The sequence below is a fragment of the Escherichia sp. Marseille-Q3837 genome (genome assembly GCF_916618735.1).
In the GTDB taxonomy this organism is placed as follows: domain Bacteria; phylum Pseudomonadota; class Gammaproteobacteria; order Enterobacterales; family Enterobacteriaceae; genus Escherichia; species Escherichia ruysiae.
In genome coordinates this window covers 164,780-186,696 of record NZ_CAKAKC010000001.1, presented here as the reverse complement: position 1 = coordinate 186,696, position 21,917 = coordinate 164,780, and the positions used below count along the sequence as shown (strand labels likewise).

Annotated in this window: 19 protein-coding genes; 8 read left to right on the top strand and 11 right to left on the bottom strand. The window is 52.5% G+C overall.

The features are described 5' to 3' along the window. The 5 genes from caiD to caiT form a co-directional block, all read right to left on the bottom strand. Positions 1-786 (bottom strand): crotonobetainyl-CoA hydratase, encoded by a 786-nt coding sequence (gene caiD, locus LG381_RS00815; RefSeq protein ID WP_225761915.1) that lies wholly within the window; start codon positions 784-786, stop codon positions 1-3. 108 nt (positions 787-894) lie between these two features. After that, complete coding sequence (gene caiC / locus LG381_RS00810) at positions 895-2,448, bottom strand: crotonobetaine/carnitine-CoA ligase (RefSeq protein ID WP_032224378.1); 1,554 nt, start codon at positions 2,446-2,448, stop codon at positions 895-897. Between the two features lie 72 nt (positions 2,449-2,520). Beyond that, the gene (caiB, locus tag LG381_RS00805) at positions 2,521-3,738 is read right to left on the bottom strand and encodes an L-carnitine CoA-transferase (RefSeq protein ID WP_225761914.1); all 1,218 of its coding nucleotides are present in this window, start codon (positions 3,736-3,738) and stop codon (positions 2,521-2,523) included. A 117-nt stretch (positions 3,739-3,855) separates the two neighbouring features. Next, positions 3,856-4,998, bottom strand: coding sequence for a crotonobetainyl-CoA dehydrogenase (gene caiA / locus LG381_RS00800; protein WP_000347117.1), 1,143 nt, complete (start codon positions 4,996-4,998; stop codon positions 3,856-3,858). 30 nt (positions 4,999-5,028) lie between these two features. Further along, positions 5,029-6,543 carry an L-carnitine/gamma-butyrobetaine antiporter gene (gene caiT, locus LG381_RS00795; RefSeq protein ID WP_225761913.1) on the bottom strand — a complete coding sequence of 505 codons (1,515 nt, stop codon included), beginning with the start codon at positions 6,541-6,543 and terminating at the stop codon, positions 5,029-5,031. A 472-nt stretch (positions 6,544-7,015) separates the two neighbouring features. Between caiT and LG381_RS00790 the strand changes: the two genes are divergently transcribed. The 8 genes from LG381_RS00790 to folA all read left to right on the top strand — a co-directional run bounded on the left by LG381_RS00790 (position 7,016) and on the right by folA (position 14,920). Beyond that, on the top strand, positions 7,016-7,786 hold the full coding sequence (locus tag LG381_RS00790; RefSeq protein WP_000692204.1) for an electron transfer flavoprotein FixA: 771 nt from the start codon (positions 7,016-7,018) through the stop codon (positions 7,784-7,786). Between the two features lie 14 nt (positions 7,787-7,800). Next, a complete protein-coding gene (locus tag LG381_RS00785) occupies positions 7,801-8,742 on the top strand; it encodes an electron transfer flavoprotein subunit alpha/FixB family protein (protein WP_187214203.1) in 942 nt (313 codons plus the stop codon). Between the two features lie 50 nt (positions 8,743-8,792). Beyond that, entirely contained in the window at positions 8,793-10,079 is a 1,287-nt protein-coding gene (locus LG381_RS00780) for an FAD-dependent oxidoreductase (protein WP_225761912.1), read from the top strand. Continuing rightward, positions 10,076-10,363 carry a ferredoxin-like protein FixX gene (gene fixX, locus LG381_RS00775; RefSeq protein WP_000203741.1) on the top strand — a complete coding sequence of 96 codons (288 nt, stop codon included), beginning with the start codon at positions 10,076-10,078 and terminating at the stop codon, positions 10,361-10,363. The genes LG381_RS00780 and fixX overlap by 4 nt, the downstream gene beginning before the upstream one ends. 58 nt (positions 10,364-10,421) lie before the next feature. Further along, entirely contained in the window at positions 10,422-11,753 is a 1,332-nt protein-coding gene (locus tag LG381_RS00770) for an MFS transporter (RefSeq protein ID WP_001183199.1), read from the top strand. Positions 11,754-11,863: 110 nt separating this feature from the next. Next, positions 11,864-12,394, top strand: coding sequence for a glutathione-regulated potassium-efflux system oxidoreductase KefF (gene kefF, locus LG381_RS00765; protein WP_000600725.1), 531 nt, complete (start codon positions 11,864-11,866; stop codon positions 12,392-12,394). Next, a complete protein-coding gene (kefC, locus tag LG381_RS00760) occupies positions 12,387-14,246 on the top strand; it encodes a glutathione-regulated potassium-efflux system protein KefC (RefSeq protein ID WP_225761911.1) in 1,860 nt (619 codons plus the stop codon). Before kefF ends, kefC begins: the two co-directional genes overlap by 8 nt. A 194-nt stretch (positions 14,247-14,440) precedes the next feature. Then, positions 14,441-14,920, top strand: coding sequence for a type 3 dihydrofolate reductase (gene folA, locus LG381_RS00755; RefSeq protein ID WP_024212612.1), 480 nt, complete (start codon positions 14,441-14,443; stop codon positions 14,918-14,920). Between the two features lie 77 nt (positions 14,921-14,997). On the opposite strand, the gene apaH is transcribed toward folA, so the two are convergent. The 6 genes from apaH to lptD are packed head-to-tail and all read right to left on the bottom strand — an operon-like array spanning position 14,998 to position 21,730. Further along, entirely contained in the window at positions 14,998-15,840 is an 843-nt protein-coding gene (gene apaH / locus LG381_RS00750; RefSeq protein WP_000257166.1) for a bis(5'-nucleosyl)-tetraphosphatase (symmetrical) ApaH, read from the bottom strand. Between the two features lie 6 nt (positions 15,841-15,846). Beyond that, complete coding sequence (gene apaG, locus LG381_RS00745) at positions 15,847-16,224, bottom strand: Co2+/Mg2+ efflux protein ApaG (RefSeq protein ID WP_000610899.1); 378 nt, start codon at positions 16,222-16,224, stop codon at positions 15,847-15,849. 2 nt (positions 16,225-16,226) lie between these two features. Next, complete coding sequence (gene rsmA, locus LG381_RS00740) at positions 16,227-17,048, bottom strand: 16S rRNA (adenine(1518)-N(6)/adenine(1519)-N(6))-dimethyltransferase RsmA (protein WP_001042779.1); 822 nt, start codon at positions 17,046-17,048, stop codon at positions 16,227-16,229. Beyond that, positions 17,045-18,034: a 4-hydroxythreonine-4-phosphate dehydrogenase PdxA gene (pdxA, locus tag LG381_RS00735; RefSeq protein ID WP_225761910.1), complete on the bottom strand. Its 990-nt coding sequence runs from the start codon at positions 18,032-18,034 to the stop codon at positions 17,045-17,047. Before pdxA ends, rsmA begins: the two co-directional genes overlap by 4 nt. After that, entirely contained in the window at positions 18,034-19,320 is a 1,287-nt protein-coding gene (surA, locus tag LG381_RS00730; protein ID WP_000800488.1) for a peptidylprolyl isomerase SurA, read from the bottom strand. Before surA ends, pdxA begins: the two co-directional genes overlap by 1 nt. 52 nt (positions 19,321-19,372) lie before the next feature. Next, positions 19,373-21,730, bottom strand: a complete 2,358-nt coding sequence (gene lptD / locus LG381_RS00725) for an LPS assembly protein LptD (protein WP_105290140.1) — start codon at positions 21,728-21,730, stop codon at positions 19,373-19,375. Positions 21,731-21,917: the final 187 nt, after the last annotated feature.

Sequence of the window (21,917 nt, the reverse complement as noted above, 5' to 3'; positions counted from 1 at the left end):
TTAACGCCCTTTCCACACCGGATCGCGCTTCTCAGCAAACGCCAGCGGCCCTTCAATGGCATCTTCCGAATGCAGAACTGAGGGATAGTTTTTCAACACACCGCTGCGAATATAGCGATATGCCTCTTCAACCGGCATTTCGCTGGTGGTGCGATAGATCTCTTTCAGTGCCGCAATCGCCAGCGGGGCGCTATTAACCAGCTGCTGCGCCAGTTCGCGGGCGTTATCCATCAGTTCGGTCTGGCTAACCACCCGGTTGACTATTCCCCAACGCAGCGCCTCTTCTGCGCCCATTCGTCTGCCGGTCATCACCATTTCATTGACGACGGCAGGTGGCAGGATCTTCGGCAGACGCAGCACGCCGCCGCTGTCCGGGACAATACCCAGTTTGGCTTCCGGCAGGGCGAAGCTGGCATTATCGGCACAAACAATAAAATCTGCCGCCAGCGCCAGTTCAAAGCCGCCGCCAAAGGCGTAGCCGTTCACGGCTGCGATAACCGGTTTATCGAGATTGAAAATTTCGGTTAACCCAGCAAATCCGCCTGGCCCGAAATCAGCATCCGGCGCTTCGCCTTCTGCTGCCGCTTTTAAATCCCAGCCGGCGGAAAAGAATTTCTCTCCGGCTCCGGTAATAATAGCGACGCGCAATTGCGGATCGTCACGGAAATTAAGAAATACTTCGCCCATCTCAAAGCTAGTTTTTGCATCAATAGCATTGGCTTTTGGACGATCAAGGGTAATTTCCAGAATTGATCCATTGCGGGTCAGATGTAATGATTCACTCATTCCTTTTCTCCATTTTTATTTTTTCAGGGACGACAACATCCCTGCAAAGAATGCATTTATTTTTAGAGCGTGATTATTAGCTTGCAGGATAATTCCCTGCCATTATGTTTATTTCAGATTCTTTCTGATTATCTTCCCCGAGCAATTACGCGGCAGATCTTTTCTGATCTCCAGATAAGAAGGCACTTTAAATTTCGCCATATTTTGTTCACAGAAGCAGAAAAATTCTTCCTCGCTCAATGTTTCACCTTCATTCAGCACCACAAAGGCCTTGATAGCTTCATCGCGAATAGAATCTTTAATACCAACAACCACGATATCCTGAATTTTCGGATGGGTGGCGATGATATTTTCCAGCTCCACGCAGGAAACATTCTCGCCACCGCGTTTGATCATGTTGCAGCGACGATCGACGAAATAAAAAAAGCCCTCTTCGTCGCGGTATCCGGTATCGCCAGTATGAAGCCAGCCATCGGCTTCCAGGACTTTGGCGGTGGCTTGCGGGTTGAGAAAGTACTCTTTGAAGATGGTTTTCCCCGGTTCGCCTTTAATGCAGATTTCGCCGATCTCTCCCGCCGGGAGCGGACGATTGTGATCGTCGCGGATCTCCGCTTCGTAGCAAAATCCCGCCCGGCCAATCGACGGCCAGCGCCGTTTATCGCCAGGACGGTCGCCGATAATGCCAACGATGGTTTCCGTCATCCCATAAGACGTCAGCAAACGAACGCCGAAGCGTTCACAAAAAGCGTCTTTTTCCTGCTCCGACAGGTTGAGATAAAACATCACTTCCCGCAGGCAGTGTTGTCGGTCGTTCGCAGAAGGCGGCTGCACCATCAAGGTACGGATCATCATCGGAATACATTCGGTAACGGTGGCATGGTACTTCTGTACCTGTCCCCAGAAGGCGCGGGCGCTGTATTTCTCGACCAGCACAAAGGTGGCTCCGGCAGAAAACGCCGCCATCGCCGCAGTGCACTGGCAATCGATATGAAATGCAGGCATTACCGTCAGGTAGACGTCATCGTCACGCAGGGCGCACTGCCAGGCGGAGTAATATCCGGCGAAGCGCAGATTGTAATGGGTAATCACCACCCCTTTCGGTCGGGAGGTGGTGCCGGAGGTAAAGAGAATTTCCGCCGTATCGTCGGTCGATAGCGGCGGTGCATAACACAAGGTGGCAGGTTGTTGCTCTTTCAGTTGAGTAAACGAACTGACGCCATCATCAGCGGGAAGCGCCACATCGGTCAGGCAAATGTGCCGTAGCTGCGTAGTATCTTCCTGCTGAATCTGTTGATACATGGAATAGAATTGCGCACTGGTCACCAGCAGGCACGCCTGGCTGTTTTGCAGGATCCACGCACTTTCTTCGCGCAGCAGGCGGGCGTTAATCGGCACCATAATCGCGCCAATTTTTGCCAGCCCGAACCAGCAAAAGATAAATTCCGGGCAGTTGTCCAGATGCAGCGCGACCTTGTCGCCTTTGCGGATCCCCAGCGTATAAAACAGGTTTGCCGTGCGGTTAATCTCCTGATTTAACTCAAGATAACTGTACCGGTTAACGACTCCGCCGCTGGATTCACAAATCAGCGCCGTTTTATGACCGTAAACGTCCGCCAGATCGTCCCACATTTGACGTAGATGTTGTCCGCCAATGATATCCATTGCACCTCTATCCATTTTGTTCGTTTGTTATTGAGCGGGCGCTAGTCGGGTAACCCGACCTACGCCACGCGTTTAATCCTCAACTTTGGCCAGACCTTTGCTGACCAACTCCTGAATGTCGTTTTCGCTGTAGCCGATATTTTTCAAAATGGCAGCCGTGTCCATGCCGTGCGATGGCATTCCGCGCCAGATTTGGCCGGGGTTATTTTTGAATTTCGGCATGATGTTCGGCCCTTTGCAGGTGCGACCATCCATCGTTTGCCACTGAGTGATTGATTCGCGAGCCACATACTGTGGATTGCTTTCCAGTTCCGGTACGGTCAGTACTTTGGCACAGGCGATATTCAGTTCGGCAAAGCGTTCTTTTACTTCCGCGATGGTGTGTGCTGCCAGCCAGGTATCGAGTTTCTCTTCAACCAGCGGGCCGTAAGGGCATTCGATACGGTGGATAAGCTGAGTGCCTTCCGGGATTTCCGGCGTACCAAGCAGATGCGCAAGACCAATATCTTTAAAGCACTCTGCGATCTGAGTAATACCCACCAGTTCCATCACAATGTAGCCGTCGGCGCATTTGTACAGACCGCAACCGGCGTAATAGGGATCTTTACCTTTGGTCATGCGCGGGCACATTTCGCCGCCGTTGAAGTAATCCATCATGAAGTACTGACCCATGCGCAGCATCACTTCATACATGGCGATGTCGATACTTTCGCCTTTACCGGTTTCGCGCACTTTGTGCAGTGCCGCCAGCGCCGCCGTGGTGGAGGTCAGGCCGGAGAAGTAATCGGCGGTATACGGGAAGGCAGGCATTGGCTGGTCAACATCACCGTTCTGAATCAGGTAACCACTGAAGGCCTGGGCGATGGTGTTATAGGCCGGAAGGTTGGTGTACTCCTCGGTGCCGTACTGACCAAAACCGGACAGGTGAGCGATAACCAGTTTCGGGTTGTGCTGCCACAGGACTTCATCAGTAATGCCACGGCGGGCAAAGGCTGGGCCTTTACTGGCTTCGATGAAGATATCGGTGGTTTCCATTAATTTCAGAAACGCTTCGCGGCCTTCATCTTTGAAGATATTTAATGACAGCGCGTGCAGGTTGCGACGAGAAAGCTGCGGGTAGTTTGGTTGAACGCGAATGGTGTCGGCCCAGGCGACGTTCTCGATCCAGATAACTTCCGCGCCCCATTCTGCGAACATTTGCCCGGCGAATGGCCCGGCGATTTCGATACCGGAGAAGACAACGCGCAATCCGGCCAATGGCCCGAATTTCGGCATGGGTAGATGATCCATATTAGCTCCTGAAAAATTTATGTAGCGCATGACTGCCGGATGCGGCGTAAACGCCTTATCCGGCCAACCGTAGGCCTGATAAGACGCGGCAAGCGTCGCATCAGGCAGCGCACGGACTTAGCGGTATTGCTTCAGCACCGCACGACCCAGCGTCAGGATCTGCATTTCGTCAGATCCCCCGGAGACGCGGTCTACACGCAGGTCACGCCAGAAGCGGCTGATGCGGTGGTTACCCGCAATCCCGACGCCGCCCAGCACCTGCATTGCGCTGTCCACCACTTCAAATGCCGCATTGGCGCAGAAGTATTTGCACATCGCAGCATCGCCAGAGGTGATGGTGCCGTTGTCTGCTTTCCACGCTGCTTCATACAGCATGTTTTTCATGGAGTTTAATTTGATCGCCATGTGGGCGAATTTTTCCTGAATCAACTGGAAACGACCAATAGCCTCGCCAAACTGCACTCGCTGATTGGCGTAGCGCGCCGCATCTTCAAAGGCGCACATCGCCGTACCGTAGTTGGTGAGGGCTACCAGGAAACGTTCGTGGTCGAACTCTTCTTTCACGCGGTTAAAGCCGTTACCTTCCCGACCGAACATGTCTTTCTCGTCCAGTTCCACATCGTCAAAGGTGATTTCACAGCAGCTATCCATACGCAGACCGAGCTTCTCAAGTTTGGTCACTTTGATGCCCGGTTTGCTCATATCAACAAACCATTCGGTGTAGACAGGTTTGTCCGGAGAAGCACCGTCGCGCGCCATCACCACGATGTACGGGGTGTAGGCGCTGCTGGTAATAAAACACTTACTACCATTAAGATAAATCTTACCATTTCTACGGGTATAAGTCGTTTTCAGGCTACCCACGTCGGAGCCCGCGCCCGGTTCGGTAATCGCTGAGTTCCACATCTGCTTACCCGTGCCACGGAACGCCATAATCTTGTCGATCTGCTCTTGTGTGCCTTCGCGCAGGAAGGTGTTAAACCCACCCGGCAACTGGTACAGCACGTAGGTTGGCGCCCCCAGACGCCCCAGTTCCATCCACACGGCGGCGAGGGTGACGAATCCTGCGTCCAGACCACCGTGTTCTTCGGGGATCAGCAGGCTATCGATACCCATATCCGCCAGTGCTTTAACAAATCGTTCCGGGTAGACGCTGTCACGGTCGCACTCGGCAAAATAGGCCTCCCAGTTTTCACTGGCCATCAGTTCACGGATACCGGCGACAAACAGTTCCTGCTCATCATTTAAATTAAAATCCATCTTTCAACCTCTTGATATTTTGGGGGTTAATTAATCTTTCCAGTTCTGTTTCGCGTCTTTAATAAAGGAGAGCGTTACCATAATGTTGACGAAGAACAGCGGGCATCCTCCGGCGATAATGGCGGTTTGAATCGGTTTCAGGCCGCCGAGCGCCAGCAGAACAATACCGATAATGCCAACCAGAATTGACCAGCCGATACGCACCAGCAGCGGCGGCTCTTCGCCGTCGCGTACTTCGCGGCAGGTGGACATCGCCAGGGTATAAGAGCAGGCGTTAACCAGCGTAACGGTGGCAATAAAGCAAAGAATGAAGAAGCCCCACATGGTGGCGGTGCTGAGCGGCAGAGCGGCCCAGGTTTCGATGATGGCGCGCGCCACACCGTACTGTTCGATCAGGTTCGGAATGTTGATGATGTTTTTATCTATCAACAGCAAAGTGTTACTACCAAGCACGGTCCACAAGATCCAGGTGGAGGCTGTCAGCCCCAGCACCATGCCGAAGCACAGTTCACGCACGGTACGACCACGGGAAATACGCGCCAGGAAGATACTCATCTGGATAGCGTAAATCACCCACCATGCCCAGTAGAAAACCGTCCAGCCCTGCGGGAAGCCGCCTTTGGCGATAGGATCGGTATAGAACAACATGCGCGGCAGATACATCAGCAACATCCCCACCGAGTCGGTGAAGTAGTTCATGATGAAGCTGGCACCACTGACGATAAACACCCAACCCAGCATCAGGAAGCTCAGGTAGCTACGCAAATCACTGGCGATACGTACCCCTTTTTGCAGGCCGCAGGCGACGCAAATGGCGTTGAGGATAATCCAGCAGGTAATGATGATGGCGTCCAGTTGCAGGGTATGCGGAATGCCAAACAACCACTGCATACACTCGGTCACCAGCGGTGTGGCAAGGCCGAGACTGGTGCCCATCGCGAAGATCAAGGCGACGAGATAGAAGTTATCGACAATAGTACCGAACAACCCTTTGGCGTGTTTTTCACCCACCAGCGGCACCAGCGTAGAGCTGGGGCGAATCACTTCCATTTTGCGGACAAAGAAGAAGTAAGCGAAGGCGACTGAAAGGAAGCTGTAAGTGGCCCACGGCAGAGGCCCCCAGTGGAACAAGCTGTAAGCCAGCCCTAACTCTTTCGCGCCGGTTGAGTTAGGTTCTAAGCCAAACGGCGGGGTGGAGATGTAGTAGTAGATCTCAATAGAGCCCCAGAACAGTACGGCAGCAGACGTACAGGAGGCGAACATCATAAAGATCCAACTGGCGGTACTAAATTCAGGCGGTTCGTTACCTAAACGCTTTTTGGCATACGGGCCAAACACCAGCCAGAACCAGCCGAAAAGCATCACCACCATATACCATTCAAATGCCCATCCCCATACATTGGTGACGTAACTGAATACAGCATTAATAACGACATTCGCCGCATCCAGATCTCTGACTGTAAGCCAGCAAAGTATGCCAACGATTATTAACGGCGGAAAGAATACCTTCGGTTCTATTCCCGTTTTTCTCTTTTTATCTTTCATGAGTTAATTCCACTGTGAAAACGAATATTTATTTTGCGTTCCCGTTTGTTTTATTTTTGTTAACATTTAATATAATTATTATTAACCTCGTAAACGCGTTAATGGCTAACTCATAATGGGTATTCGATAAGCTGTATTCTGTGATTTGTGTCACATTTTTGTTTCGGGTGAATAGAGGGTGTTTTTCCGTTAATTTTGGTTATTAATCAGTTTGTTATGTTCTTTTGTGCGTAAAAAAATAACATCTGGCTTTCAATATTGGTGATCCATAAAACAATATTGAAAATTTCTTTTTTCTACGCCGTGTTTTCAATATTGGTGAGGAACTTAACAATATTGAAAGTTGGATTTATCTGCGTGTGACATTTTCAATATTGGTGATTAAAGTTTTATTTCCAAATTAAATAGCGTGATATCTGTAATTAACACCACCGATATGAACGACGTTTCCTTCATGATTTCTGGAGATGCAATGAAGATTATTACTTGCTATAAGTGCGTGCCTGATGAACAGGATATTGCGGTCAATAATGCTGATGGTTCATTAGACTTCAGCAAAGCCGATGCCAAAATAAGCCAATACGATCTCAACGCTATTGAAGCGGCTTGCCAGCTAAAGCAACAGGCAGCAGAGGCGCAGGTGACAGCCTTAAGTGTGGGCGGTAAAGCCCTGACCAACGCCAAAGGGCGTAAAGATGTGCTATCGCGCGGCCCGGATGAACTGATTGTGGTGATTGATGACCAGTTCGAGCAGGCACTGCCGCAACAAACGGCGAGCGCACTGGCTGCAGCCGCCCAGAAAGCAGGCTTTGATCTGATCCTCTGTGGCGATGGTTCTTCCGACCTTTATGCCCAGCAGGTTGGTTTGCTGGTAGGCGAAATCCTCAATATTCCGGCAGTTAACGGCGTCAGCAAAATTATCTCCCTGACGGCAGATACCCTCACCGTTGAGCGCGAACTGGAAGATGAAACAGAAACCTTAAGCATTCCGCTGCCTGCGGTTGTTGCTGTTTCCACTGATATCAACTCCCCACAAATTCCTTCGATGAAAGCTATTCTCGGCGCGGCGAAAAAGCCCGTCCAGGTATGGTCGGCGGCGGATATCGGTTTTAACGCAGAGGCAGCCTGGTCAGAACAACAGGTTGCCGCGCCGAAACAGCGCGAACGTCAGCGCATCGTGATTGAAGGCGACGGCGAAGAACAGATCGCCGCATTTGCTGAAAATCTTCGCAAAGTCATTTAATTACAGGGGATGCTATGAACACGTTTTCTCAAGTCTGGGTATTCAGCGATACCCCTTCTCGTCTGCCGGAACTGATGAACGGTGCGCAGGCTTTAGCTAATCAAATCAATGCCTTTGTCCTCAATGATGCCGACGGCGCACAGGCAATCCAGCTAGGCGCTAATCATGTCTGGAAATTAAACGGCAAACCGGACGATCGGATGATCGAAGATTACGCCGGTGTCATGGCTGACACTATTCGCCAGCACGGCGCAGACGGTCTGGTGCTGTTGCCAAACACCCGTCGCGGCAAATTACTGGCGGCAAAACTGGGATATCGCCTTAAAGCGGCGGTGTCTAACGATGCTAGCACCGTCAGCGTACAGGACGGTAAAGCGACAGTGAAACACATGGTTTACGGTGGTCTGGCGATTGGCGAAGAACGCATTGTCACGCCGTATGCGGTACTGACCATCAGCAGCGGCACGTTCGATGCGGCTCAGCCAGACGCGTCACGTACTGGCGAAACGCACACCGTGGAGTGGCAGGCTCCGGCTGTGGCGATTACCCGCACGGCAACCCAGGCGCGCCAGAGCAACAGCGTCGATCTCGACAAAGCCCGCCTGGTGGTCAGCGTCGGTCGCGGTATTGGCAGCAAAGAGAACATTGCGCTGGCAGAACAGCTTTGCAAGGCGATAGGTGCGGAGTTGGCCTGTTCTCGTCCGGTGGCAGAAAACGAAAAATGGATGGAGCACGAACGCTATGTCGGTATCTCCAACCTGATGCTGAAACCTGAACTGTACCTGGCGGTGGGGATCTCCGGGCAGATCCAGCACATGGTTGGCGCTAATGCGTCGCAAACCATTTTTGCCATCAACAAAGATAAAAATGCGCCGATCTTCCAGTACGCGGATTACGGCATTGTTGGCGACGCCGTGAAGATCCTTCCGGCACTGACCGCAGCTTTAGCGCGTTGATCCACTCAGGCAGGGCTGTATTTCGGCTCTGCCGCTGACAGGGAGTTCTTATGTCCGAAGATATCTTTGATGCCATCATCGTCGGTGCAGGGCTTGCCGGTTCGGTTGCCGCACTGGTTCTCGCCCGCGAAGGGGCACAAGTGTTAGTTATCGAGCGTGGCAATTCCGCAGGTGCCAAGAACGTCACTGGCGGGCGTCTCTATGCCCACAGTCTGGAACACATTATTCCTGGTTTCGCCGACTCCGCCCCCGTAGAACGCCTGATCACCCATGAAAAACTCGCGTTTATGACGGAAAAGTCAGCGATGACTATGGACTACTGCAACGGTGACGAAGCCTCACCATCCCAGCGTTCTTACTCCGTTTTGCGCAGTAAATTTGATGCCTGGCTGATGGAGCAGGCCGAAGAAGCGGGCGCGCAGTTAATTACCGGGATTCGCGTCGATAACCTCGTACAGCGCGATGGCAAAGTCGTCGGTGTAGAAGCCGATGGCGATGTAATTGAAGCGAAGACGGTGATCCTTGCCGACGGGGTGAACTCCATCCTTGCCGAAAAGCTGGGGATGGCAAAACGCGTCAAACCGACGGATGTGGCGGTTGGCGTGAAGGAACTGATCGAGTTACCGAAGTCAGTTATCGAAGACCGTTTTCAGTTGCAGGGTAATCAGGGCGCGGCCTGCTTATTTGCGGGTTCCCCCACCGATGGCCTGATGGGCGGCGGTTTCCTTTATACCAATGAAAATACCCTGTCGCTGGGGTTGGTTTGCGGCCTTCATCATCTGCATGACGCGAAAAAATCGGTGCCGCAAATGCTGGAAGATTTCAAACAACATCCGGCAGTTGCACCGCTGATCGCGGGCGGCAAGCTGGTGGAATATTCTGCTCACGTCGTGCCGGAAGCGGGCATCAACATGCTGCCGGAACTGGTCGGTGACGGCGTGCTGATTGCCGGTGATGCCGCCGGAATGTGTATGAACCTCGGTTTTACCATTCGCGGTATGGATCTGGCGATTGCCGCCGGGGAAGCAGCAGCAAAAACCGTGCTTTCAGCGATGAAAAGCGACGATTTTGGTAAGCAAAAACTGGCGGAATATCGTCAGCATCTGGAGAGTGGCCCGCTGCGCGATATGCGCATGTACCAAAAACTACCAGCGTTCCTTGATAACCCACGCATGTTTAGCGGCTACCCGGAACTGGCGGTGGGTGTGGCGCGTGACCTGTTCACCATTGACGGCAGCGCGCCGGAACTGATGCGCAAGAAAATCCTCCGCCACGGCAAGAAAGTGGGCTTCATCAATCTGATCAAGGATGGCATGAAAGGAGTGACCGTTTTATGACTTCTCCCGTCAATGTGGACGTCAAACTGGGCGTCAATAAATTCAATGTCGATGAAGAGCATCCGCACATCGTTGTGAAGGCCGATGCCGATAAACAGGCGCTGGAGCTGCTGGTGAAAGCGTGCCCCGCAGGTCTGTATAAGAAGCAGGATGACGGCAGTGTGCGCTTCGATTACGCCGGATGTCTGGAGTGCGGCACCTGTCGCATTCTGGGGCTGGGGTCGGCGCTGGAACAGTGGGAATACCCGCGCGGCACCTTTGGTGTGGAGTTCCGTTACGGCTGATGTTGGTTTGATACGTAACGCCGTACTGACTCTCATTGCAAAAAAACAGGAATAATCCATGCAACCGTCCAGAAACTTTGACGATCTCAAATTCTCCTCTATTCACCGCCGCATTTTGCTGTGGGGAAGCGGTGGGCCGTTTCTGGATGGTTATGTCCTGGTAATGATAGGCGTGGCGCTGGAGCAACTGACTCCGGCACTGAAACTGGATGCAGACTGGATTGGCTTGCTGGGCGCGGGAACGCTCGCCGGGCTGTTCGTCGGCACATCGCTGTTTGGCTATATCTCCGATAAAGTTGGACGGCGCAAAATGTTCCTCATTGATATTATCGCCATTGGCGTGATATCGGTGGCGACGATGTTTGTCTCATCCCCCGTCGAACTGTTGGTGATGCGGGTACTCATCGGCATTGTCATCGGCGCGGATTATCCCATCGCCACCTCGATGATCACCGAGTTCTCCAGCACCCGTCAGCGGGCGTTTTCCATCAGCTTTATTGCTGCCATGTGGTATGTCGGCGCAACCTGTGCCGATCTGGTTGGCTACTGGCTTTATGATGTGGAAGGTGGCTGGCGCTGGATGTTGGGCAGCGCGGCGATCCCCTGTTTGTTGATTTTGATTGGTCGATTCGAACTGCCTGAATCTCCCCGCTGGTTGTTACGCAAAGGGCGAGTAAAAGAGTGCGAAGAGATGATGATAAAACTGTTTGGCGAACCGGTGGCTTTCGATGAAGAGCAGCCGCAGCAAACCCGTTTTCGCGATCTGTTTAATCGCCGCCATTTTCCTTTTGTCCTGTTTGTTGCCGCCATCTGGACCTGCCAGGTGATCCCAATGTTCGCCATCTACACCTTTGGCCCGCAAATCGTTGGTTTGTTGGGATTGGGTGTTGGCAAAAACGCGGCACTGGGGAATGTGGTGATTAGCCTGTTCTTTATGCTCGGCTGTATTCCGCCGATGCTGTGGTTAAACACTGCCGGACGGCGTCCATTGTTGATTGGCAGTTTTGCCATGATGACGCTGGCGCTGGCGGTTTTGGGGCTGATCCCGGATATGGGGATCTGGCTGGTGGTAATGGCGTTTGCTGTGTATGCCTTTTTCTCTGGCGGGCCAGGTAATTTGCAGTGGCTTTATCCTAATGAACTTTTCCCGACGGATATCCGCGCCTCTGCCGTGGGGGTGATTATGTCCTTAAGTCGTATTGGCACCATTGTTTCGACCTGGGCACTGCCGATCTTTATCAATAATTACGGTATCAGTAACACGATGCTAATGGGGGCGGGGATCTCGCTGTTTGGCTTGTTGATTTCCGTAGCGTTTGCCCCGGAAACACGTGGGATGTCATTGGCGCAGACCAGCAATATGACGATCCGCAGGCAGCGAGCGGGGTAATTTATTCAGAATTCTCTCTTTTCTGAATCAATATTATTGACTATAAGCCGCGTGAATATGTGACTACACTTTGTGGGAAAATAAAGGCGTAAACACGCGGGCTAATAACTATGATCCTCATAATTTATGCGCATCCGTATCCGCATCATTCCCATGCGAATAAACGGATGCTTGAACAGGCAAGGACGCTGGAAGGCGTCGAAATTCGCTCTCTTTATCAACTCTATCCTGACTTCAATATCGATATTGCCGCCGAGCAGGAGGCGCTGTCTCGCGCCGATCTGATCGTCTGGCAGCACCCGATGCAGTGGTACAGCATTCCACCGCTCCTCAAACTTTGGATCGATAAAGTTTTCTCGCACGGCTGGGCTTACGGTCACGGCGGCACGGCACTGCATGGCAAACATTTGCTGTGGGCGGTGACGACCGGCGGCGGGGAAAGCCATTTTGAGATTGGTGCACATCCGGGCTTTGATGTGCTGTCGCAGCCGCTACAGGCGACGGCAATCTACTGCGGGCTGAACTGGCTGCCGCCGTTTGCCATGCACTGCACCTTTATTTGTGACGACGAAACCCTCGAAGGGCAGGCGCGTCATTATAAGCAACGTCTGCTGGAATGGCAGGAGGCACATCATGGATAGCCATACGCTGATTCAGGCGCTGATTTATCTCGGTTCGGCGGCGCTGATTGTACCCATTGCGGTACGCCTCGGTCTGGGATCGGTACTTGGCTACCTGATCGCGGGCTGCATTATTGGCCCGTGGGGGCTGCGACTGGTGACCGATGCCGAATCTATCCTGCACTTTGCTGAAATCGGCGTGGTGCTGATGCTGTTTATTATCGGCCTCGAACTCGATCCACAAAGGCTGTGGAAGCTGCGTGCGGCAGTGTTCGGCGGTGGCGCATTGCAGATGGTGATTTGTGGCGGCCTGCTGGGGCTGTTCTGTATGTTACTTGGGCTGCGCTGGCAGGTAGCGGAATTGATCGGCATGACGCTGGCGCTCTCCTCTACGGCGATTGCTATGCAGGCGATGAATGAACGTAATCTTATGGTGACGCAAATGGGCCGCAGTGCCTTTGCGGTGCTGCTGTTCCAGGATATCGCCGCGATCCCTCTGGTAGCGATGATCCCGCTACTGGCGGCGAGCAGTGCCTCGACGACGATGGGCGCATTTGCTCTCTCGGCGTTAAAAGTGGCGGGCGCGCTGGTGCTGGTGGTACTGCTTGGGCGCTATGTCACGCGTCCGGCGCTGCGTTTTGTTGCCCGCTCTGGCTTGCGGGAAGTGTTTAGTGCCGTGGCGTTATTCCTCGTGTTTGGCTTTGGTTTGCTGCTGGAAGAGGTTGGCTTGTCGATGGCGATGGGCGCGTTTCTGGCGGGCGTACTGCTGGCAAGCTCGGAATACCGTCATGCGCTGGAAAGCGATATCGAACCATTTAAAGGTTTGCTGCTGGGGCTGTTTTTCATCGGTGTTGGCATGTCGATAGACTTTGGCACGCTGCTTGAAAACCCATTGCGCATTGTCATTTTGCTGCTTGGTTTCCTCATCATCAAAATCGCCATGCTGTGGCTGATTGCCCGACCGTTGCAGGTGCCAAATAAACAGCGTCGCTGGTTTGCGGTGTTGTTAGGGCAGGGCAGTGAGTTTGCCTTTGTGGTATTTGGCGCGGCGCAGATGGCGAATGTGCTGGAGCCGGAGTGGGCGAAATCGCTGACCCTGGCGGTGGCGCTGTCGATGGCGGCAACGCCGATTCTGCTGGTGATCCTCAATCGCCTTGAGCAATCTCCTACTGAAGAAGCGCGTGAAGCCGATGAGATCGATGAAGAACAGCCGCGCGTGATTATCGCCGGATTCGGTCGTTTTGGGCAGATCACCGGACGTTTACTGCTCTCCAGTGGGGTAAAAATGGTGGTGCTCGATCACGATCCTGACCATATCGAAACGTTGCGCAAATTCGGCATGAAAGTCTTTTACGGTGATGCTACGCGGATGGATTTACTGGAATCTGCGGGAGCGGCGAAAGCGGAAGTGCTGATTAACGCCATCGACGATCCGCAAACCAATCTGCAACTGACGGAGATGGTGAAAGAACATTTTCCGCATTTGCAGATTATTGCCCGCGCCCGCGATGTCGATCACTACATCCGTTTGCGACAGGCTGGCGTTGAAAAGCCGGAGCGTGAAACCTTTGAAGGTGCGCTGAAAACCGGGCGTCTGGCGCTGGAAAGTTTAGGTCTTGGGCCATATGAAGCGCGAGAACGTGCCGATGTGTTCCGCCGCTTTAATATTGAGATGGTGGAAGAGATGGCAATGGTTGAGAACGACACCAAAGCCCGCGCGGCGGTCTATAAACGCACCAGCGCGATGTTAAGCGAGATCATTACCGAGGATCGTGAACATCTGTCATTAATTCAACGGCATGGCTGGCAGGGAACCGAGGAAGGAAAACATACCGGCAACATGGCGGATGAGCCAGAAACTAAGCCATCGTAATCAGAAAGTGTGGTGTAGCACGCACTTTACAACTAACTGTTTGTTTTTGCGCAACTGTAATGAGGCGAGTCCACGGACATAGCGTGGACTCGCCAGCAGAATATAAAATTTTCCTCAACATCATCCTCACACCAGTCGACGACGGTTTACGCTTTACGTATAGTGGCGACAATTTTTTTTATCGGGAAATCTCAATGATCAGTCTGATTGCGGCGTTAGCGGTAGATCGCGTTATCGGCATGGAAAACGCCATGCCGTGGAACCTGCCTGCCGATCTCGCCTGGTTTAAACGTAACACCTTAAATAAACCCGTGATTATGGGGCGCCATACCTGGGAATCCATCGGCCGCCCGCTGCCAGGACGCAAGAATATTATCATCAGCAGCCAGCCGGGTACGGACGATCGCGTAACGTGGGTGAAATCGGTGGATGAAGCCATCGCGGCGTGTGGTGACGTACCGGAGATTATGGTGATTGGCGGTGGTCGCGTTTATGAGCAGTTCCTGCCAAAAGCGCAAAAACTGTATCTGACGCATATCGACGCGGAAGTGGAAGGCGACACCCATTTCCCGGACTATGAGCCGGATGACTGGGAATCGGTGTTCAGCGAATTCCACGACGCCGATGCGCAGAACTCTCATAGCTATTGTTTTGAGATTCTGGAACGGCGGTAAGTTTGTATAGAATTTACGGCTAGTGCCGGATGCGACGCCGGTCGCGTCTTATCCGGCCTTCCTGTATCAGGCTGTGTTTAAGACGCCGCCGCTTCTCCCATATCCTTATGCCGGTTCGATGGCTGGACGAAATACTGCTTATCTTCCCAGCGCAGGCAGGTTAATGTCCCACCCCAGCAGCATCCGGTATCCAGCGCGTAAATACCTTCCGGCGTACCTTTTCCTTCCAGCGATGCCCAGTGACCAAACACAATATTGTATTCTTCGCTAACTGGCCCTGGAATGGTAAACCACGGTTTCAATGGTGCTGGCGCGTCTTCTGGCGACTCTTTGCTGTACATATCCAGTTGACCGTTCGGGAAGCAAAAACGCATACGGGTAAAAGCGTTGGTGATAAAACGCAGTCGTGCCAGTCCGCGTAACTCTGGCGTCCAGTTGTTTGGCATGTCGCCGTACATGGCGTCGAGGAAGAAAGGATAGGAGTCACTCGACAATACTGCTTCTACGTCGTGAGCACACTCTTTAGCAGTCTCTAAGTCCCACTGCGGCGTGATCCCCGCGTGAGCCATCACCAGCTTTTTCTCTTCGTCGATTTGCAGCAGAGGTTGGCGACGCAGCCAGTTAAGCAGCTCATCAGCGTCGGGCGCTTCCAGCAGCGGTGTCAGGCGGTCTTTCGGTTTATTACGGCTGATCCCGGCGAATACCGCCAGCAGATGCAGATCGTGATTACCCAGCACCAGACGCACGCTGTCGCCTAAGGATTTTACATAGCGCAGAACATCCAGCGAACCAGGCCCGCGAGCGACCAGGTCACCCGTCAGCCAGAGGGTATCTTTCCCAGGGGTAAATTCTATTTTATGCAGCAAAGCGATCAGTTCATCGTAACAACCATGAACGTCGCCAATAAGGTATGTCGCCATATTATTTTAATGAATGAGTATTGGAACGGAGAGTCGAAATACAGGAATGTCGATGCTGAATGGAACGCCATTTTCATCGATCATTTCGTAGTGACCCTGCATGGTGCCCATCGGTGTTTCGATTATCGCACCGCTGGTGTACTGGTACTCTTCGCCAGGGGCGATATGCGGCTGAACGCCCACCACACCTTCGCCCTGGACTTCGGTTTCACGGCCATTGCCGTTGGTGATCAGCCAGTAACGCCCCAACAACTGCACTGGCGCTCGCCCCAGGTTGCGTATGGTTACGGTATAAGCAAAAACGTAACGTTCATTATCAGGTGAAGATTGTGCTTCAATGTAAACACTTTGAACCTGAATACACACTCGGGGCGAATTGATCATCGTTAACTCTCCTGCAAAGACGCGTTCTCCGCCAGATAGTTCGCCATCTGGCAATATTGCGCGACAGAGATATTTTCCGCTCGCATCGCCGGGTCGATGCCCATTCCCGTTAACACCTCGACGCTAAACAGGTTGCCGAGGCTGTTACGAATGGTTTTACGACGCTGGTTAAAGGCTTCGGTGGTGATACGGCTTAACACGCGAACATCTTTAACCGGGTAAGGCATCGTTGCATGAGGAACCAGGCGCACGACAGCGGAATCCACTTTTGGTGGTGGTGTAAAGGCCGATGGCGGTACTTCCAGCACCGGGATCACGTTGCAATAATATTGCGCCATGACGCTTAATCGACCATACGCTTTGCTGTTCGGTCCTGCAACCAGACGATTCACCACCTCTTTTTGCAACATAAAGTGCATGTCGGCAATGGCATCAGTATAGCTAAACAGATGGAACATCAACGGCGTGGAGATGTTATACGGCAGGTTACCGAAAACTCGTAGCGGCTGACCCATTTTCTCAGCCAGCTCACCGAAGTTAAAGGTCATCGCATCCTGCTGATAAATCGTCAGTTTCGGGCCTAAGAATGGATGCGTTTGCAGACGTGCCGCCAAATCGCGGTCAAGTTCGATGACTGTCAGTTGATCCAGACGTTCGCCGACTGGCTCGGTCAACGCTGCCAGACCGGGGCCGATTTCGACCATCGCCTGACCCTTCTGCGGGTTAATGGCAGAAACAATGCTGTCGATCACGAACTGATCGTTGAGAAAGTTTTGCCCGAAGCGTTTACGGGCTAAGTGGCCCTGGTGGACTCGTTTATTCATTGGGTATTAACAATCATTTTGATGGCGAGATTAAGCGCCGTAATAAAACTGCCGACATCGGCTTTGCCACGTCCCGCCAGTTCCAGCGCGGTGCCGTGGTCCACTGATGTGCGAATAAAGGGCAGGCCCAGCGTAATATTCACACCGCGCCCGAAGCCCTGGTATTTTAGCACGGGAAGACCCTGATCGTGGTACATCGCCAGCACCGCGTCGGCGTTGTCGAGATATTTAGGCTGAAACAGGGTATCGGCAGGCAAAGGCCCGTTGAGTTTCATCCCCTGCGCCCGTAACTCGTCGAGCACCGGAATGATGGTGTCTATCTCTTCCGTGCCCATATGACCGCCTTCGCCCGCGTGCGGATTCAGGCCACAGACCAGAATGCGCGGCTCAGCAATACCAAATTTGGTTTGCAAATCGTGATGCAAAATAGAAATGACTTCATGCAGCAGGGGCGGGGTGATGGCGTCAGAGATATCGCGCAGCGGTAAATGCGTCGTTGCCAGCGCCACGCGAAGTTCTTCGGTTGCCAGCATCATCACGACTTTTTTTGCCTGCGAACGCTCTTCGAAAAACTCGGTATGACCGGTAAACGGAATACCAGCGTCGTTAATGACGCCTTTATGCACGGGGCCGGTAATCAGCGCGGCAAATTCACCGTTCAGACAGCCATCACACGCTCGCGCCAGCGTCTCTACCACGTAATGCCCATTTTCAACCGTTAATTGCCCCGCAGTCACAGGTGCACGTAGCGCGACAGGAAGTAGCGTTAATGTGCCCGCAGTTTGCGGTTGTGCAGGGGAGTCTGGGGAGTAAGGGCGAAGATTAAGCGGCAAACCGAGCATCGCTGCCCGGTCAGTAAGGAGAGTGGCATCGGCACAAACAACCAGTTCGACCGGCCACTCACGCTGTGCAAGCTGGACAACTAAGTCCGGGCCACTCCCGGCGGGTTCGCCGGGAGTGATCACAACACGTTGGGTTTTAACCATTAGTTGCTCAGGATTTTAACGTAGGCGCTGGCGCGTTGTTCCTGCATCCAGCTTGCTGCTTCTTCCGAGAACTTACGGTTCATCAGCATACGATAAGCACGATCTTTCTGCGCAGCGTCGGTTTTATCGACATTACGGGTATCCAGCAGTTCGATTAAATGCCAGCCGAATGAAGAGTGAACCGGTGCGCTCATTTGACCTTTGTTCAGGCGGGTCAACGCGTCACGGAAGGCCGGATCGAAAATATCTGGCGTAGCCCAGCCGAGATCGCCGCCCTGGTTGGCAGAGCCTGGATCCTGAGAGAACTCTTTCGCCGCAGCGGCAAACGTGGTTTTACCACTCTTGATGTCCGCTGCAATTTGCTCCAGTTTTACGCGAGCCTGTTCGTCAGTCATGATCGGCGACGGTTTCAGCAGAATATGGCGAGCATGAACTTCGGTTACCGAAATATTTTTGCTTTCGCCGCGCAGATCGTTAACTTTCAGGATATGGAAGCCAACGCCAGAACGAATCGGACCAACAATATCGCCTTTCTTCGCGGTGCTTAATGCCTGGGCGAAAATTCCCGGCAGTTCCTGAATGCGACCCCAGCCCATCTGGCCGCCGTTCAGCGCCTGCTGATCGGCAGAGTGAGCGATCGCCAGTTTACCGAAATCAGCGCCATTACGCGCCTGATCGACAATGGCACGCGCCTGTGTTTCCGCTTCGTTTACCTGCTCAGAAGACGGGTTTTCCGGCAGCGGGATCAGGATGTGGCTTAAGTTCAGCTCAGTGCTGGCATCGTTTTGATTACCGACTTGTTGCGCCAGAGCTTCAACTTCCTGCGGCAGGATGGTGATGCGACGACGCACTTCATTGTTACGCACTTCAGAGATAATCATCTCTTTGCGGATCTGGTTACGATAGGTGTTGTAGTTCAGACCATCGTAGGCCAGACGGCTGCGCATCTGATCCAGCGTCATGTTGTTCTGTTTGGCAATATTGGCAATTGCCTGATCGAGCTGCTCATCGGAGATTTTCACTCCCATTTTCTGCCCCATCTGCAAGAGGATTTGATCCATGATCAAACGCTCCATGATTTGGTGGCGCAGCGTCGCGTCATCAGGAAGTTGCTGCCTTGCCTGGGCGGCATTCATTTTTACCGACTGCATTAATCCATCAACGTCGCTTTCCAGCACGACGCCGTTATTGACGACGGCTGCGACTTTATCGACTACCTGGGGGGCAGCGAAACTGGTGTTCGCGATCATCGCGATACCGAGAAGCAGCGTTTTCCAGTTCTTCATACTTTTTCCATTTCAATTAACCGCACTGCGGATTACGTGGTAAATCAACAAATCACAAAGAGTTTTGATACGGCAGAATGTTCGAACGCAGCATCTCTTGCGTACCCAGACCGTAGTTGGAACTCAGGCCGCGAAGTTCGATGTTAAAGCCGATTGCGTTGTCATATACCGCATGTTGTTTATCGTTATCCCAACCGTTCAGCTTCCGCTCGTAACCGACGCGAATCGCATAGCAGCAGGAGCTGTATTGCACACCTAACATTGAGTCGGCTTGCTTGTTCGCATTGGTGTCGTAGTAGTAAGCCCCGACAATTGACCAACGATCGGCGATTGGCCAGCTGGCGACTGCGCCTACCTGCGAAATACCGTTTTTGTACTGCTCGGCGGTGGAATAGTACTTAGGCAGCGTAGCCTGAATATATTCCGGGCTGGCGTAGCGGTAGTTCAGCTGTACCAGACGGTCTTCATCCCGACGGTATTCAATGCTGGTGTTACTGGTGGCTACGTTATCCAGACGAGTATCGTACTGAATGCCGCCACGCAATCCCCAGCGTTCGGAGATGCGCCAGTAGGTATCGCCTGCCCATACCAGTGAGCCCGTTTTGTCGTCATTCTCCCATGTTATGTTGTCATCGCCGGTGCGAGACTCCGTGAAGTAGTAGATTTGACCAACGGAAATATTAAAACGTTCAACGGCAGCGTCATCATATACGCGAGTTGTGACACCGGTCGTCACCTGGTTAGCCGAAGCAATACGGTCAAGACCACCGTAAGTCCGGTCCCGGAACAGGCCAGAGTAGTCAGATTGCAGCAGAGACGAGTCGTAGTTGTAGATATCGCTCTGATCGCGATACGGCACATACAGGTATTGCGCGCGCGGTTCCAGCGTCTGGGTGTAACCCGGCGCCAGCATTTCCATATCGCGTTCAAAGACCATTTTGCCGTCAACTTTGAATTGCGGCATTACACGGTTAACAGAATCTGCCAACTTATTGTTTTGTGGGTTGCTGTTATACCAGTCAAGATTGGTCTGTTGATAATGCGTCGCCATCAGTTTGGCTTCGGTATTCAGACTCCCCCAGTTATTCGACAACGGAAGATTGATTGTCGGTTCAAGGTGCAGACGTGTGGCTTCTGGCATATTGCTATTGGTATTTACAAAATGCACAGCCTGACCATAGATGCGGGTATCAAACGGACCGAGATCGTTATGGTAGTAATTGACGTCTAACTGCGGTTCAGCGGCGTAGCTGTTGCCACTGGTATCATCAAAAACCTGGAATTGTTTATGCGAAAGCGTGGCGTCAAAGTTCTGCACTGCATAGCCAACGCTGAATTTTTGCGTTGCGTAGCCGTCAGTACTGGAACCGTACTTGTTATCGAAGTCATTGAAATAGCTGGGATCGCTGACTTTGGTGTAGTCGATGTTAAAGCGCCAAACCTGGTCCATCACTCCGGAGTGTTGCCAGTAGAACAACCAACGGCGTGAATTGCTATCTTCTGGATGTTCATCTTCATAGACTTTATCCGAAGGCAGATAATCCAGTTCCATCAAGCCTGCGCCTGCCTGGGTGAGATAACGGAATTCGTTCTCCCACATGATGTTGCCACGACGATGCATATAATGCGGCGTGATGGTGGCATCCATATTTGGCGCGATGTTCCAGTAATATGGCAGATAGAACTCAAAGTAGTTGGTGGTGGTGTATTTGGCGTTCGGGATCAAGAAACCAGAACGGCGTTTATCACCCACCGGCAACTGCAAATACGGGCTGTAAAAGATCGGAACCGGACCCACTTTAAAGCGGGCGTTCCAGATCTCCGCAACTTGTTCTTCGCGGTCATGAATAATTTCGCTACCTACCACGCTCCAGGTATCGGAACCTGGCAAACAGGAAGTAAAGCTACCGTTATCCAGAATGGTGTAGCGGTTTTCGCCACGTTGTTTCATCAGGTCCGCTTTACCACGACCCTGGCGACCCACCATCTGGTAATCACCTTCCCAGACGTTGGTATCTTTGGTGTTCAGATTCGCCCAGCCTTTCGGCCCTTTGAGGATCACCTGGTTATCGTCGTAATGGACATTACCGAGCGCATCAACAGTACGTATCGGCTCCGGTTGTCCTGGTGCCTCTTTTTGATGGAGCTGCACTTCGTCGGCCTGCAGACGGCTGTTACCCTGCATGATATCTACGCTGCCAGTAAACACGGCGTCATCGGGGTAATTCCCCTTTGCGTGGTCAGCATTAATCGTCACGGGTAAGTCGTTAGTATCGCCCTGTACCAGAGGACGGTCATAGCTTGGCACGCCCAACATGCACTGTGAGGCGAGGTCGGCTGCCAGTCCCTGTTGACTATAAAGGGCGGTGGCAATCATGGTGGCCAGGAGAGTGGGGATACGTTTTTTCATACGTTGATTTTATTGTTCCATCATCGGTAACGTTGCGCGTGACAAACGGTCAGAGACTAACGTACTCGTCATCTCTACGCTAGTGTTAATCCTGTCCGAATAGCGTCAGTGGTGTTAGGCACGGCATTGAATGACAGGTATGATAATGCAAATTATAGGCGATGTCCCACAATTGACCGCAGCCGGA

Bases quoted from the DNA above. Each gene is read 5' to 3' on its own strand.
- caiD (WP_225761915.1), bottom strand. From the start codon at position 786: ATGAGTGAATCATTACATCTGACCCGCAATGGATCAATTCTGGAAATT.
- caiC (WP_032224378.1), bottom strand. From the start codon at position 2,448: ATGGATATCATTGGCGGACAACATCTACGTCAAATGTGGGACGATCTG.
- caiB (WP_225761914.1), bottom strand. From the start codon at position 3,738: ATGGATCATCTACCCATGCCGAAATTCGGGCCATTGGCCGGATTGCGC.
- caiA (WP_000347117.1), bottom strand. From the start codon at position 4,998: ATGGATTTTAATTTAAATGATGAGCAGGAACTGTTTGTCGCCGGTATC.
- caiT (WP_225761913.1), bottom strand. From the start codon at position 6,543: ATGAAAGATAAAAAGAGAAAAACGGGAATAGAACCGAAGGTATTCTTT.
- LG381_RS00790 (WP_000692204.1), top strand. From the start codon at position 7,016: ATGAAGATTATTACTTGCTATAAGTGCGTGCCTGATGAACAGGATATT.
- LG381_RS00785 (WP_187214203.1), top strand. From the start codon at position 7,801: ATGAACACGTTTTCTCAAGTCTGGGTATTCAGCGATACCCCTTCTCGT.
- LG381_RS00780 (WP_225761912.1), top strand. From the start codon at position 8,793: ATGTCCGAAGATATCTTTGATGCCATCATCGTCGGTGCAGGGCTTGCC.
- fixX (WP_000203741.1), top strand. From the start codon at position 10,076: ATGACTTCTCCCGTCAATGTGGACGTCAAACTGGGCGTCAATAAATTC.
- LG381_RS00770 (WP_001183199.1), top strand. From the start codon at position 10,422: ATGCAACCGTCCAGAAACTTTGACGATCTCAAATTCTCCTCTATTCAC.
- kefF (WP_000600725.1), top strand. From the start codon at position 11,864: ATGATCCTCATAATTTATGCGCATCCGTATCCGCATCATTCCCATGCG.
- kefC (WP_225761911.1), top strand. From the start codon at position 12,387: ATGGATAGCCATACGCTGATTCAGGCGCTGATTTATCTCGGTTCGGCG.
- folA (WP_024212612.1), top strand. From the start codon at position 14,441: ATGATCAGTCTGATTGCGGCGTTAGCGGTAGATCGCGTTATCGGCATG.
- apaH (WP_000257166.1), bottom strand. From the start codon at position 15,840: ATGGCGACATACCTTATTGGCGACGTTCATGGTTGTTACGATGAACTG.
- apaG (WP_000610899.1), bottom strand. From the start codon at position 16,224: ATGATCAATTCGCCCCGAGTGTGTATTCAGGTTCAAAGTGTTTACATT.
- rsmA (WP_001042779.1), bottom strand. From the start codon at position 17,048: ATGAATAAACGAGTCCACCAGGGCCACTTAGCCCGTAAACGCTTCGGG.
- pdxA (WP_225761910.1), bottom strand. From the start codon at position 18,034: ATGGTTAAAACCCAACGTGTTGTGATCACTCCCGGCGAACCCGCCGGG.
- surA (WP_000800488.1), bottom strand. From the start codon at position 19,320: ATGAAGAACTGGAAAACGCTGCTTCTCGGTATCGCGATGATCGCGAAC.
- lptD (WP_105290140.1), bottom strand. From the start codon at position 21,730: ATGAAAAAACGTATCCCCACTCTCCTGGCCACCATGATTGCCACCGCC.